Consider the following 12,570-nt stretch of genomic DNA (forward strand, 5'->3'; position numbering starts at 1 on the left):
CGATGACCCTCGACTTCATCGACACCCAGGGCCTGCTCGTCCGCGGCTACGGCGGGCTGCGGCACGCCACGTTCCTGCTGTTCGCGGTCACCGGCGAGCGGGCGGCCCGCGCGACGCTGCGGAACCTGGCCGCCCAGGTGTCCACGGCGGCGGCCAAGCCGTCCGAGGCCGCGGTCAACGTGGCCCTCACCGCCGCCGGGATGCGCGCGCTCGGCGTCCCCGCGGAGGTCGTCGACTCGTTCTCGGCGCCCTTCGCCGAGGGCATGACCACCGAGCACCGCAGCCGCCTGCTCGGCGACTCCGGCGACGCCGACCCGCGGCGGTGGGCGTGGGGCGGGCCGTCCACCGCGCCGGTGCACCTGCTGGTCCTGGTGTACGCGACGACCGCGACCGCGCTGCGGCGGCGGGTGGCCCAGATCAAGCGGGAGAGCGAGGGACTGTCCCTGACCGTCGCGCTGCCCACCGACCCGCTCACCCCGACCGAGCCGTTCGGCTTCCGCGACGGCCTGTCCCAGCCGAAGCTGTCCGGCCTGGGGGAGGAGGCCGCGCCCGGCGACGTCGAGCTCGGCGAGTTCGTCCTGGGCTACCGCAACGCCTACGGGCGGCTCACCGAGCGGCCGCTGCTGCCCACCGACGCCGACCCGCGTGGCCTGCTGCCGCGCACCGCCGCGGGCGCCGCCGACCTCGGGCGCGACGGCAGCTACCTGGTGTTCCGCCAGTTGCGCCAGGACGTCGACGGGTTCTGGGCGCACCTGCGCGAGCGGGCGGGTGGCGAGCAGCCTGCCCGGCGGCTCGCGGCGAAGATGGTGGGGCGGTGGCCCAGCGGCGCGCCGCTCGTCCTCGCCCCGGAGCGGGACGAACCCGCGCTCGCCGAAGAGGACTTCGCCTACCACGCCGAGGATCCGCACGGCCTGTCCTGCCCGCTGGGCGCGCACGTGCGCCGCGCGAACCCGCGCGACTCGCTCGACCCCGGCCCGGGCTCGCCGAAGTCGGTGGCGGTCAACAACCGGCACCGGCTGCTGCGCCGCGGCCGCAGCTACACCATCGCCGGCGCGGACGGCTCCGGCCCGGACGAACGCGGGCTGCACTTCCTGTGCCTGAGCGCCAACCTGGCCCGGCAGTACGAGTTCGTGCAGCACACCTGGATCAACAGCCCGGTCTTCAACGGCCTGCACGACGACGCCGACCCGCTGGTCGCGCCGAAGAACGGGCGGGGCGCGCGGTTCACCGAGCAGGCCACGCCGGTGCGGCGGCGGCACAGCGGGCTGCCGTCCTTCGTGCAGGTCCGCGGCGGCGCCTACTTCTTCCTGCCGGGCGTGGCGGCACTGCGGTACCTGGCGGCGTGATGAACTGGCTGAAACTGCTCAACGACGCGGTGCTCGGGCTGGTCGCGGCGGAGCGGCGGGTCGACCCGTGGGTGCGGCCGGCCTTCGACGCCGTGGTCCGGCCGCCGGTCCAGGCGCTCGTGCAGGCCGCGCTGGCCCGCGGCCGGGTGCCCGGCTCGCCGGTGCCCGCCGAGGAGACGCCGCTGCCCGGGGAGGCCGCCGCCACCGACGAGATCGTCGACCTGATGAGCCGGTTCCTGCACCGGCACTACGCGCACGGGCACGCGCTGCGGGCAGGCAACACGAAGACCTACGGCGTGGTGCACGGCTCGCTGCGGATCCACGACGGCCTGCCGTTCCCGGTGCGGCACGGGCTGTTCGCGCGCCCGGCGACCTACCCGGCCTGGGTGCGCTTCGCCGGTCCCGGGCCGTTCGCCCCGCCCGACCTGAAGGACAACGGGGTGCTCAGCATCGGTGTCAAGCTCGTCGGGGTGCTGGGGCCGAAGCTGCTCGACGACGAGCGGCACACGCTGGACCTCACCGGCATCAGCGCGCCCACGTTCACCACGCCGGACGTGGTGGCGAACGCGAAGCTGCAGCGGCAGATCGGGCGCGACTCGCCGCTGTGGTACTTCGTGAACCCGCGGGACAGCCACCTCGCCGACCTGGTGATGCAGGGTCTCTACGCCCGCACGCACAGCAGCCCGCTGGACACGCCGTACTGGAGCTGCGCGGCGTACCTGCTCGGCCGGGGACGGGCGATGCAGTACCGGTTCGTGCCGCGGGGCGCGCGCGGGCGGGCGCCGTGGAACCCGTCCGACGACTACCTGTCCGAGGCGCTGCGGGCCACGCTCGCGCGGCGCCAGGCCGGGTTCGACCTGTGCCTGCAGGTGCAGACCGAGCCGCGGCGGATGCCGGTCGAGGACGCCTCGATCGTGTGGCCGGAGCGGTTGTCGCCGCCGGTGCGGGTCGCGACGCTGGTGCTGGACCGGCAGGAACTCGACCCGGGGGAGCAGCGCGCGCGGGCGGACAGCCTGTCGATCAACCCGTGGCACACCATCGCCGAGCACCGGCCGCTGGGCAGCCAGAACCGGGCGCGGCGGGAGGTTTACCAGCAGCTCTCCCGGCTGCGGCAGGACATGAACGCGGTCAAGCACGTGGAACCGGGTGCGCAGCGGTTCTTCCCGGAGGACGGCCGTGGTTGAACACCTGCGGGTCGCCGCGAACGGGCTGGACTTCCACGTGCTGGCCGACGGCCCGCGCGACGCCCCGCCGGTCCTGCTGCTGCACGGGTTCCCGGAGGGCGCGGCCGGGTGGCGGCCGACGATGGCCGCGCTGGAGGGCCTGCGGGTGTACGCGCCGGACCTGCGCGGCTACCCGTGCAGCGACCGGCCGCGGCGGGGCTACGACGTGTTCACGCTCACCGACGACGTCCGGCTGCTCATCGAGGCGCTCGGGCTGGACCGGCCGGCGCTGGTGGCGCACGACTGGGGCGGCGCGCTGGGGTGGATCTTCGCGCACCGGTTCGGCCCGGTGATCAGCAAGCTGGTCGTGGTGAACTGCACCCATCCGCGCACGCTGGTGCGGGCCGCGCTGACGTTCCGGGAGCTGCAGCCGCTGCGGATCCCGTGGGTGCTGCCGTTCCAGGTGCCGTTCGCGCCGGAGTTCCTGCTGACGACCCGGCTGGGCCGCGCCGGGCTGCGGCTGTCGTTCACGCTGCGGGAGGGCTCGCGGGGCCGGATGGACCGGGAGCTGGTGGACGAGCTGGTCGGCCGGTTCCGGTCGGCGGCCGATCTGGGCCCGCCGATCGACTACTACCGGGCGATCTTCGCGACGCTGGTGTTCCCGTTGTCCCGGGCGCGGCTGTACGCCACCTACGACCGCCCGATCCCGGTGCCGGTGACGCTGGTGTGGGGGCTGGAGGACGAGGCGCTGCCGTCTGCCGTGGCGCGGGACAGCTTCCGCGACGCGGGCTGCGACGTGGAGTGGCGGCCGCTGGAGGGCATCGGGCACTTCGTGGATCTGGAGGCGCCGTCGTTGCTGGCGGCGGAGATCGAGCGGGCGGTACTCGTCAAACGGGCTTGATGTATCAAGGCGGTTTGATGCATCATCTGGAGATGGTTCCGGATTTCCTCCGGCTCGCCGCTCACCCGCTGCGGTGGCAGCTGCTCGGCCTGCTCGCGGACGGGGATCTGCGTGTCCGCGAACTGGTCGCGCTGACCGGTGAGCCGCAGAACCTGGTGTCCTACCACCTGCGGCTGCTGCGCGAGGGCGGTCTGGTGACCGCGGCGCGCAGCACGTTCGACGGCCGGGACAGCTACTACCACCTCGACCTGAGCCGATGCGGCGACGGGCTGGCGGCGGCGGGGGCCGCGCTGCACCCGTCGCTGGGTCCGGGCGCGGTGCCGGTGCGGCGGGGGATCGCCGTGTTGTTCGTGTGCACCGGGAACAGCGTGCGCTCGCCGATCGCCGAGGCGCTGCTGCGGCACCACACCGAGGGGCGCGTGCGGGCGGCGAGCGCCGGGGTGCGGCCGGCGGAGCGCCTGCACCCGTCGGCGGTGCGGGTGTTGCGCGAGAGGGGCGTGGCGGTGTCCGGGCGGCCCCGCGACGTCCGCACGATGACGCGGCGCCGGTTCGACCACGTGATCACGTTGTGCGACAAGGCGCGGGAGGTCTGCCCGGACCTGGGGGCGCGGCGGGTGCACTGGAGCATTCCCGAGCCCGCGGGGTACGAGGGTTTCCGCGCGACGGCCGCGGAGATCGATGTCCGTGTCCGGCACCTGGTGCCGGCCCTGACCGGAGGAGCAGCGCGATGACCGAACACGCCTCGGTCCGCTACCTGGTCGACGACGTCCAGGCCGCGGTCGACTTCTACACCGGGCACCTGGGGTTCGAGGTGAACACCAGCGCGGCCCCCGCGTTCGCCGACGTGGTGCGCGGCCCCCTGCGGCTGCTGCTGTCCGGCCCGGCGAGCTCCGGCGCCCGGGCCACGCCGTCCGGAATGGACGGTGGTGGCAACCGCATCCACCTGGTGGTCCCGGAACTGGACGCGGAGATCGAGCGCCTGCGCGCCGAGGGGGTGTCGTTCGTCGGCGAGCCGGTCGCCGGCCCGGGCGGACGGCAGATCCTGCTCACCGACCCGGCGGGCAACCTGGTCGAGCTGTTCCAGCCCGCGGCCCGATGAGCGGAGCCGGCCTCTGGCGCACGGTTCTGACCGGCGCGCGCCCGTGGGTCCTGTTCGAACACGGAACGTGCGTGGTCCTGACCGAGCCCGAGGGCGACCTCGCCCACCAGGCGACGGAGCTCCTGCGGACGTTCGGCCCGGTCCGCGCCGGTGGCGCGGCCGGGGACTTCGGGGTGATCACCCTCGACGAGGGTGGCGGCTGGCTGGTCACGTCGTACCGCCCGGACGTCCTGACGCACGTGGCGCCCGGCGAGCCGCCCGCGGAGTCCGACGTCACGATCGGACTCTACGGACGGTCCAAACGCCACCGCGACGCCACGGAACTGCACGTCGTCCACGTCGAGGACGCGCCCGGGCCGGCTTGAACGGGCGGCCGGTCCTTCACCGCGCCGAGCCGGCGTCACCGGCGGGTGGCGCTCCACCACGTCCTCCAGACACACCGTCATGCCCCATCTGCCGCCGGACCTCCTTGGCCGTCGCGATCTCCCAGCCCCGCAACCGCTTGGTGATCGCCGCCGCCGTGGCCGGCCCAGTTGCGGCATCGCCGGGTGGACCTGCGTCGTCACCACGTCGAACCGCGCGCCGGGCTCCCACATGCACAAGTCCGCCTCCACCCACCGCACCTCCGGGGACCCGGGTGCGAGCCAGTGCCTCTGCGGAGATGTCGACCGTCGTCACCTGCCACTTCTCGCCCGGCGAGTCAGGACGCGCGTTCCTCAGCCTGCCCGGCCCGGCTTGAACCGGCGGCCGGTGAATCGTCACCGGCGGACAGTGCGCACGACCACGGCAGCACGCACGCGCGCACGGCCGCGTTCGCTGAGCGCCCAGGCGCCGAGCGCGCCCAGGGCGAACGCCGCGCCCAGCAGGGCACAGCCCGTCCAGCCCGCGGCGTCGAACAGGGCGGTCGTCGCGGTGGCGCCGAGCGCGGACCCGAGTGAGTAGAAGACCATGTAGCCGCCGATGGCGCTGCTGGTCCGGTCGGGGAAGGCGCTCGTGAGGACGTGCTGGTTGCCGACGTGCACGGTCTGGACGGCGAAGTCGAGCACGACCACTCCCGCGATCAGCAGCACCAGCGACCAGCCGAGCTGCCCGATCGCGACCCACGAGCCGAGCAGGAGGGCGAGCGCGACGCCGCTGACCCGCGCGCCGTGCCCGGCGTCGGCCCAGCGTCCGGATCGCGCGGCGCCCAGGGCACCGGCCAGCCCGGCGATCCCGAACAGCCCGATCTGCGCCTCACTCAGCCGCCACGGCTCGCCGGCCAGCGGCAGCGCCAGCCCGCTCCACAGCGTGCCGAACGAGGCGAAGAGGAAGAACGCGATCAACCCGCGCCCGAGGAACACCGGTCGCGTGAACAGCCCGCCCAGCGACCGGAGCACCCGCCCGTACGGTTCCGCGCCGGTCCGGACGTCCGCGGGCAGCGCGACGAGGCTGAGCACGCACAGGGCCGCCGCGAGGACCGCGAGGGCGAGGTAGCTGCTCCGCCAGCCCCACAGCTCGGCCAGGCTCCCGGTGGCCACCCGCGCGCCGAGGATGCCGACCACCACCCCTGAGGTGACGACGCCGAGGTTCCGGCCGCGCTCGCCGGGCGGGGAGATCGACGCGGCGAACGCGACCACGGTCTGCACGACCACCGCGAACGCGCCGGCCAGCACGAGACCGGCGAACGCCAGCCACGCGGCGGGCGCGGTCGCGGTGACCGCCAGTCCGGCGGCCACCAGCCCCAGGTGCGTGGCGATCAGCCGCCTGCGGTCGAGCATGTCGCCCAGCGGCACCAGCAGCACCAGTCCGGTGAGGTACCCCAGCTGCGCGGCGGCCACGAGCCAGCCGACCGAATCGCGGGCGACGCCGAGGTCCTGCCCCATCGGCCCGAGCACCGGTTGCCCGGCGTACACCCCGGCGACCGCCACCCCGCACACCGCCGCCAGCAGCAGTCTCGTTCCGCGCCCCACCCGTGCCTCCAGTTTGGTTTCAAATTGCAACTCTTTGGAGAGTAGGGCAGAATGGTTTCAATACGCAACTCAGTGGAGGACGGCGTGTGGACGGACCCGGAGTGCCCGGTCGCGCGGGCGGCGGACGTGGTCGGGGACCGGTGGAGCCTGCTGATCATCCGGGACGCGATGGACGGCGCCCGCTCGTTCACCGATTTCCAGCAGCGCACCGGCATCGCGCGCAATATCCTCACCGACCGGCTCCGCAAGCTCACCGCGCACGGCCTGATCACCCAGGTGGAGGCGCCGTCCGGCAAGCGGAAGGTGTACGCGCTCACCCCGGCGGGCAAGGACCTGTTCCCGGTGATCGTGACGCTCCGGCAGTGGGGCGAGCGCCACGCCTACGAGACCGGCGAACGGCATTCGGTGCTGGTCGACGACCGCGGCGAGGTCGTGCCGCCACTCGTCCCCGCCGACGCGGGCGGGCGGCCGCTGACCAGTGACACCACGTCGGTGCGCAAGTAGTGTGCGAAGCGTGCGGCGGGTGGGCGTGACGGACGAGGAACTGCTGGTGGAGGTCGCCCTGACGCGGCTGGACCACCCGGACCTCGACCTGGAGGAGATCGCCGAGCTGGTGGTGCGCAAGGCGGGGCCGGACGCCGTGCTGGAGTTCGCGTCACGCAACCTGGCCGAACGGGGCGAACTGCGGGCCGCGATGTTCGCCGCGGCCGTCGAGCACGTGATCCGGGTGGTGCTGACGCTGCGCGGTCCTTCGGACTAGCCGGCGGGGCTGCCCGCGTCCACGGACAGCCCCACCGGAATCACGCGCCGATCGTGGCGGTGTCGATCACGAAGCGGTACCGCACGTCGCTGTTGTCGACGCGCTCGTAGGCTTCGTTGACCTGCTCGGCGGAGATTGTCTCGATCTCGGCGCCGATGCCGTGCTCGGCGCAGAACTCGAGCATCTCCTGGGTCTCGGCGATCCCGCCGATCATCGATCCGGCCAGCACCTTGTTGCCGCCGAGGAGGGAGAACGCGTTGTAGGACAGCGGCTCGCCGGGTGCGCCGACGTTGACCATCGCGCCGCCGACGCGCAGCAGGCCGAGGTAGGCGTCCACCGGCAGCTTGGCCGACACGGTGTTCAGGATCAGGTCGAACCGGCCGCGCAGCGCCTCGAACGTGCCCTCGTCGCTGGTCGCGTAGTAGTCCTTCGCGCCGAGCCGCAGGCCGTCCTCCTGCTTCTTGAGGCTCTGGCTGAGCACGGTGACCTCCGCGCCCATCGCGGCGGCCAGCTTGACCGCCATGTGGCCGAGCCCGCCGAGGCCGACCACGGCGACCTTCTTGCCCGGACCGGCGCCCCACCGCCGCAGCGGCGAGTAGGTCGTGATCCCGGCGCACAGCAGCGGCGCGGCGACGTCGAGGCCGATGCCGTCGGGGATGCGGCACACGAAGCCTTCCTTGACGACGATCTGCCTGCTGTAGCCGCCGTAGGTGTTCTCGCCGTCGAAGCCGACCCCGTTGTAGGTCTGGACGTTGCCCTTGACGCAGAACTGCTCGGTGCCGGCGCGGCAGTACTCGCACTCGCCGCACGAGTCGACCATGCAGCCGACGCCGACGCGGTCGCCGACCCGGTACTTGGTCACCTCGGGGCCGACGGCGGCGACGACACCGGCGATCTCGTGGCCGGGCACCATCGGGAAGATGGCCTGGCCCCAGTCCTCCCTCGCCTGGTGGATGTCGCTGTGGCAGATGCCGGCGAACTTGATGTCGATCAGCACGTCGTCCGGCCGCAGGTCCCGCCGCTGGATCGTGGTGGGCGCCAGGGGCGCGCCGGGCGACGGCACAGCGATAGCGTGCGTGGTCGTGGTCATGGATCCTCCCGGATACGACGTCGCGGGGCATACTGTAAGAGCCCTCATACATCACCTACGTAAGAGGGCTCTTACATATTTCGGCCGGGGGATGTGAGCTGGGTCATGGGCGGGAAGTACCACCACGGCAACCTGCGCGACGAGCTCGTCCGGGTGTCCCTCGACCTGATCGCCGAGCGCGGCGTGGCCGGGTTCTCCGTCGCCGAGGTCGCGCGGCGCGCCAAGGTCAGCCCCGGCGCGCCCTACCGGCACTTCCCCGAGCGGGAGAGCCTGCTCGCCGCCGTCGCCGCCACCGTGGCCTGCCAGCTGGCCGACGAGGTGCGGGCCGCGGTCGAAGGCGAGGACGACCCGGCCGCCGCGCTCGCCGCGGCGGCGGGCGCCTACACCGCGTATCTGATCCGGCGGCGGGCCGGCATGCACCTCATCTACGCCGAGGGGCTGCACGGCCCCGGCTACACCGAGCTGCACGAGAACACGCGCACCCTGACCGACCAGTTCCTCCTGCTGTGCCTGCGCCTGTGCGACAGCCCGCAGGAGGCGCTGGAGCTGATGGAGCAGCTGTTCACCCAGGCGCACGGCTACGGCATGTTCTGGCTCGACGGCGTCTTCGTCAAGCACGGCTACTCGCCCGAACTGGTGGTCGCGAAGTCGGTCGCCGCGGCGCGCGTCATGATCGAGGGCCACCGCGCGACGACCGGCTCCGGCTGATCAGTCCACAGTAGAGGCTGGAACGATCTCAGGCGTACCGTGGACGCCGAAGGGGAACAGCTGTTCCGGATCGTGCGGAGGTGCGGGCCGAGGTGAGCCGGAAGGCCAGGGCGGACAGCGAGCGCAACCGCAGGCGCATCGTGGAGGTCGCGCGCCGCGGGTTCGCCGTCGAGGGGATCGGGCTGCCGATGCGGGAGATCGCGCGCCGGGCCGGTGTCGGAGCCGCGACGCTGTACCGGCACTTCCCGGCGCGCCCCGATCTCCTCGACGCGGTGCTGGCCGAGCAGGTCGCCGCCTGTCGCGAGGACGTGCGCAACGCCCTCGCCGACCCCGACCCGTGGCGGGCGCTGAGCGCGATCATGCGCCAGTTCGGCGAGCGCCAGGTGCGGGACCGCGACCTCAACGACGTCCTGCTCGGCTCGCACCCGGACGCGGAGGCGTTCGCCGAGGAGCGGCGCGAGCACACCCGCTCGCTCGACGCGCTCGTGCGTCGCGCCAGGGCGGCCGGCGCCGTGCGACCGGACCTCGCCACCGAGGACGTGCGGGTCGGGTTGATGGCGATCGCGTCGCTGCGGGGCCTGCCGCCGGACCGGGCGCCGGTGGCCGTCCGCCGTCTGACGGAGCTGCTTCTCGCCGGGATGCGGTAGCAACGCCCGCATCGCGGCCACACCAGCACCGCTCGGCTTCACGCCTCGTGGCGCCGACGCTCCCGGTAGGTGCGGGTCTTGTGGCGGTTGCCGCAGATCTCCATGGTGCACCAGCGGCCACGGCCGTTGCGTGAGACGTCGTAGAACGCCCACCGGCAGTCCGGGGCGGCGCAGAGCTTGATCCGCGACCACTCGCCCCTGGCCACACTGCCCGCGACGGTCTCGACGATGGCGTTCAGCCATGCCGGGCCGGAGGTCGCGACGAGGCGCAATCCGCCGGACGCGTCCGGTTCGAGCCGCAACGGGTGTTCCGCGAGTCCCGCGGCCGCCCCGGTATCAGCGACGAGCGCCTGCCGGAGCGCCGTGCGCAGGGCGATGGCGGTCTCCAGATCCGCCGCCCGCGGCGGGCTGTTGCCGAAGTCCAGACCCCGGTCCGTCAGCCAGTCCGCGAGGGCCTGCGGCGAGGTCAGCCGCTCGCCGGGCACATGACTCTCCCCGTGCCGCTTGAACGTGCGCTCGTCCACGGTGTTGAGGAAGTCTTCGATCACCTGCAGCGACACCACGACACCATCATCTCACGACAGTGGTGTTGCTGATCTGCGACACCGCTGTTAGCTTTTACCGGTGTCGCAGACGAGAGGAGAGCGCGATGGCCGGCACGCACGCGGTGCTCGATGTTCCCGACGCCGACCTGGAGGACCTGCGAGAACGGCTGCGCCGCACCCGGTGGGCGCGACCGTGGCCGGCCGAACCCTGGGCGGCGGGCACGGACGGCGATGAGCTCCGCCGCCTGGCCGGCTACTGGGCCTCGGCCTACGACTGGCGCAAGCACGAAGCCGCGATCAACGACCTGCCGCACCGGTTCGCCGAGATCGGCGGCACGGTCGTGCACTACCTGTACTTCGGCGCCGAGAGCGGCGGAGCACGGGCGATCCTGCTGGCCAACGGCTGGCCCAGCTCGTTCCTCGAACTCGTCGGCCTGGCGGAGCGGCTGTCGGCCCCGTCGCGGTTCGGGCGCGACCCGCGGACCGCTTTCACCGTCGTCGTCCCGTCCCTGCCGGGGTTCGGGCTTGCTCCGCAACGCCCGACGCTCGAGTCGAGCACGCACACGCACGACCTATGGCATCGGCTGATGACCGAGGAGCTGGGCTTCGACCGCTACGGCGCGCACGGGTCCGACATCGGCGCCGGGGACGTGAGCCGGCTGGCGCAGGCGCATCCGGACGCGCTGTTCGGACTCCACCTGCAGGACGCCGCGAACCCCGCCGGCTACGACGCGACCGGGCTGAGCGAGGAGGAACGGGCCTACCTGGCGGCCGAGCACGCGTGGGAGGTCGCCGAGCGCGGGTACTCGCACCAGCAGCAGACCCGGCCGCTGACCCTCGCCCAGGGGCTGTCGGACTCCCCGTCCGGGCTGCTCGCCTGGATCCTGGAGAAGTACCGGGCCTGGAGCGACTGCGACGGCGTCGTGACCAACCGGTTCAGCGACGACTTCCTCCTCACACAGGCCTCGCTGTACTGGTTCACCAACACGATCTCGACCTCGTTCCGCCCCTACTACGAACGCCACCACCAGCTGGTCCCGCCCGTCGAACGGGTCGAGGTGCCGACCGCGCTGGCGTTGTTCCCCGCCGACATCGGCGGACGGCAGCCCCGCAGCTGGGTCGAACGCGCCTACCACGTCACCCGCTACACCGAGATGCCCCGCGGCGGTCACTTCGCCGCCTACGAGGAACCGGATCTGCTGGCCGACGACATCACGGCCTTCTTCGGCTCGCTGCGGTGAGCACCTCCGTCCACACGGGACCGTCGCAGAACGGAGAACTCCATGCCTGAGGTCATCCCGGAAGCCGTGCCGGGGCCGGTGCTGCAGGATCTGCGTGCCCGGCTGCGGGCCTACCGCCGGGTGCCGCTGCCCCCGGGATTCGGGTGGGAGCGTGGCGTCGACGGCGACTTCCTGGCCGAACTCGTCGCCCACTGGGCCGACCACTACGACTGGCGGGTGCACGAAGAACGGATCCGCGCACTGCCGTGGACACTGGCGGGCGGGCTCCGGCTGATCCACCAGCGCGCGGCGACTCGCGGCGTTCCGGTCGTCCTGCTGCACGGCTGGCCGGACTCGGTCCTGCGGTTCGAGAAGGTCCTGCCGCTCCTGGCGGATCTGAACGTGGTCGTCCCGGCGTTGCCGGGTTTCCCGTTCGCCGCCCCGGTGGCACGCGGGGGCATGTCGGCCGCGGCGATGGCCGAAACGGTGGCCGCCGCCCTCGCCGAGCTGGGCTACGACCGTTACGTCGTGTCCGCGGGCGACGTCGGTTGCGATGTCGCCGAGGTGCTCGCCGCGGCGTACCCCGACCGAGTCGCCGCGCTCCACCTGACCGATGTGTCGCAGTACCGGTTCCTGGTCGATCCGCCGGCGGACCTCTCGCCCGCCGAGCAGGCCTACGTGCGGTCCGGGCACCGCTGGCAACGCCAGGAGGGCGGCTACATGCGGGAGCAGGCGACCAAGCCGCACACCCTCGCGGTGGGGCTCGGCGACTCGCCGGCCGGGCTCGCCGCGTGGCTGCTGGAGAAACTGCGCACGTGGACCGACTGCGGGGGCGACGTCACCACGGTGTTCACCCGCGAGGAGCTGCTGACCTGGATCACGGCGTACTGGGTCACCGGCTCGATCGGCACCTCGTTCACCCCGTACGCGGAGGCCGGACCCAGGCCGGGACCGATCGTCGCGCCCACGGCGTTCACGATCTTCCCCAAGGACCTCGTCAACGCGCCACGGGAGTTCGCGGCCCGGTTCTTCGACGTCCGGTCGTGGGTCGAGGAACCCCGCGGCGGGCACTTCGGTGCATGGGAATGCCCGGAGCAGTACGTCGCGGGCGTCCGCGCCGCCGTGTCCCTCGCCTGAGCGTC

General features: G+C 73.0%; 15 protein-coding genes. 12 read left to right on the plus strand and 3 right to left on the minus strand.

Translation table 11 applies throughout. The features are described from left to right. The first annotated feature begins 2 nt into the window (after positions 1-2). The 6 genes from L2C96_RS08015 (at position 3) to L2C96_RS08040 (ending at position 4,874) form a co-directional block, all read left to right on the plus strand. On the plus strand, positions 3-1,346 hold the full coding sequence (locus L2C96_RS08015; RefSeq protein ID WP_237335713.1) for a Dyp-type peroxidase: 1,344 nt from the start codon (positions 3-5) through the stop codon (positions 1,344-1,346). Then, a complete protein-coding gene (locus L2C96_RS08020; RefSeq protein ID WP_237335714.1) occupies positions 1,346-2,530 on the plus strand; it encodes a catalase family protein in 1,185 nt (394 codons plus the stop codon). The genes L2C96_RS08015 and L2C96_RS08020 overlap by 1 nt, the downstream gene beginning before the upstream one ends. Beyond that, positions 2,523-3,410, plus strand: a complete 888-nt coding sequence (locus L2C96_RS08025; RefSeq protein WP_237335715.1) for an alpha/beta fold hydrolase — start codon at positions 2,523-2,525, stop codon at positions 3,408-3,410. The genes L2C96_RS08020 and L2C96_RS08025 overlap by 8 nt, the downstream gene beginning before the upstream one ends. A gap of 32 nt (positions 3,411-3,442) precedes the next feature. Next, positions 3,443-4,141 carry an arsenate reductase/protein-tyrosine-phosphatase family protein gene (locus L2C96_RS08030; protein WP_237335716.1) on the plus strand — a complete coding sequence of 233 codons (699 nt, stop codon included), beginning with the start codon at positions 3,443-3,445 and terminating at the stop codon, positions 4,139-4,141. Beyond that, the gene (locus L2C96_RS08035) at positions 4,138-4,509 is read left to right on the plus strand and encodes a VOC family protein (protein WP_237335717.1); all 372 of its coding nucleotides are present in this window, start codon (positions 4,138-4,140) and stop codon (positions 4,507-4,509) included. Before L2C96_RS08030 ends, L2C96_RS08035 begins: the two co-directional genes overlap by 4 nt. 71 nt (positions 4,510-4,580) lie before the next feature. Then, positions 4,581-4,874 carry a hypothetical protein gene (locus tag L2C96_RS08040; protein WP_237335718.1) on the plus strand — a complete coding sequence of 98 codons (294 nt, stop codon included), beginning with the start codon at positions 4,581-4,583 and terminating at the stop codon, positions 4,872-4,874. Positions 4,875-5,267: 393 nt separating this feature from the next. Here the strand turns inward: L2C96_RS08040 and L2C96_RS08045 are convergent, their stop codons facing one another. Continuing rightward, complete coding sequence (locus tag L2C96_RS08045) at positions 5,268-6,458, minus strand: MFS transporter (RefSeq protein ID WP_237335719.1); 1,191 nt, start codon at positions 6,456-6,458, stop codon at positions 5,268-5,270. A gap of 51 nt (positions 6,459-6,509) precedes the next feature. Here L2C96_RS08045 and L2C96_RS08050 point away from each other — a divergent pair, with 51 nt between their 5' ends. Together L2C96_RS08050 and L2C96_RS08055 are read left to right on the plus strand one after the other, a co-directional pair. Further along, positions 6,510-6,962: a winged helix-turn-helix transcriptional regulator gene (locus L2C96_RS08050; protein ID WP_237335720.1), complete on the plus strand. Its 453-nt coding sequence runs from the start codon at positions 6,510-6,512 to the stop codon at positions 6,960-6,962. Positions 6,963-6,987: 25 nt separating this feature from the next. Continuing rightward, positions 6,988-7,218: a hypothetical protein gene (locus L2C96_RS08055; protein ID WP_027935951.1), complete on the plus strand. Its 231-nt coding sequence runs from the start codon at positions 6,988-6,990 to the stop codon at positions 7,216-7,218. A gap of 40 nt (positions 7,219-7,258) precedes the next feature. Here the strand turns inward: L2C96_RS08055 and L2C96_RS08060 are convergent, their stop codons facing one another. After that, a complete protein-coding gene (locus L2C96_RS08060) occupies positions 7,259-8,308 on the minus strand; it encodes an NAD(P)-dependent alcohol dehydrogenase (protein WP_027935950.1) in 1,050 nt (349 codons plus the stop codon). Between the two features lie 105 nt (positions 8,309-8,413). On the opposite strand from L2C96_RS08060, the gene L2C96_RS08065 reads away from it, so the two are divergent. Together L2C96_RS08065 and L2C96_RS08070 are read left to right on the plus strand one after the other, a co-directional pair. Next, positions 8,414-9,016: a TetR/AcrR family transcriptional regulator gene (locus L2C96_RS08065; RefSeq protein ID WP_237335721.1), complete on the plus strand. Its 603-nt coding sequence runs from the start codon at positions 8,414-8,416 to the stop codon at positions 9,014-9,016. An 80-nt stretch (positions 9,017-9,096) separates the two neighbouring features. Further along, a complete protein-coding gene (locus tag L2C96_RS08070) occupies positions 9,097-9,663 on the plus strand; it encodes a TetR/AcrR family transcriptional regulator (RefSeq protein ID WP_237335722.1) in 567 nt (188 codons plus the stop codon). Positions 9,664-9,701: 38 nt separating this feature from the next. On the opposite strand, the gene L2C96_RS08075 is transcribed toward L2C96_RS08070, so the two are convergent. Beyond that, the gene (locus L2C96_RS08075; RefSeq protein ID WP_237335723.1) at positions 9,702-10,223 is read right to left on the minus strand and encodes a CGNR zinc finger domain-containing protein; all 522 of its coding nucleotides are present in this window, start codon (positions 10,221-10,223) and stop codon (positions 9,702-9,704) included. Between the two features lie 89 nt (positions 10,224-10,312). Here L2C96_RS08075 and L2C96_RS08080 point away from each other — a divergent pair, with 89 nt between their 5' ends. Then, the gene (locus tag L2C96_RS08080) at positions 10,313-11,449 is read left to right on the plus strand and encodes an epoxide hydrolase family protein (protein WP_237335724.1); all 1,137 of its coding nucleotides are present in this window, start codon (positions 10,313-10,315) and stop codon (positions 11,447-11,449) included. A gap of 42 nt (positions 11,450-11,491) precedes the next feature. Further along, positions 11,492-12,565, plus strand: coding sequence for an epoxide hydrolase family protein (locus tag L2C96_RS08085; RefSeq protein ID WP_237335725.1), 1,074 nt, complete (start codon positions 11,492-11,494; stop codon positions 12,563-12,565). Positions 12,566-12,570: the final 5 nt, after the last annotated feature.

Origin of the sequence: Amycolatopsis tucumanensis (assembly GCF_021654135.1) — a bacterium.
In the GTDB taxonomy this organism is placed as follows: domain Bacteria; phylum Actinomycetota; class Actinomycetes; order Mycobacteriales; family Pseudonocardiaceae; genus Amycolatopsis_E; species Amycolatopsis_E tucumanensis.

Excerpts from the sequence above, each read along its gene's own strand:
- L2C96_RS08080 (WP_237335724.1), top strand. The coding sequence starts at position 10,313 with ATGGCCGGCACGCACGCGGTGCTCGATGTTCCCGACGCCGACCTGGAG.
- L2C96_RS08060 (WP_027935950.1), bottom strand. The coding sequence starts at position 8,308 with ATGACCACGACCACGCACGCTATCGCTGTGCCGTCGCCCGGCGCGCCC.
- L2C96_RS08085 (WP_237335725.1), top strand. The coding sequence starts at position 11,492 with ATGCCTGAGGTCATCCCGGAAGCCGTGCCGGGGCCGGTGCTGCAGGAT.
- L2C96_RS08065 (WP_237335721.1), top strand. The coding sequence starts at position 8,414 with ATGGGCGGGAAGTACCACCACGGCAACCTGCGCGACGAGCTCGTCCGG.
- L2C96_RS08015 (WP_237335713.1), top strand. The coding sequence starts at position 3 with ATGACCCTCGACTTCATCGACACCCAGGGCCTGCTCGTCCGCGGCTAC.
- L2C96_RS08030 (WP_237335716.1), top strand. The coding sequence starts at position 3,443 with ATGGTTCCGGATTTCCTCCGGCTCGCCGCTCACCCGCTGCGGTGGCAG.
- L2C96_RS08035 (WP_237335717.1), top strand. The coding sequence starts at position 4,138 with ATGACCGAACACGCCTCGGTCCGCTACCTGGTCGACGACGTCCAGGCC.
- L2C96_RS08050 (WP_237335720.1), top strand. The coding sequence starts at position 6,510 with ATGGTTTCAATACGCAACTCAGTGGAGGACGGCGTGTGGACGGACCCG.
- L2C96_RS08020 (WP_237335714.1), top strand. The coding sequence starts at position 1,346 with ATGAACTGGCTGAAACTGCTCAACGACGCGGTGCTCGGGCTGGTCGCG.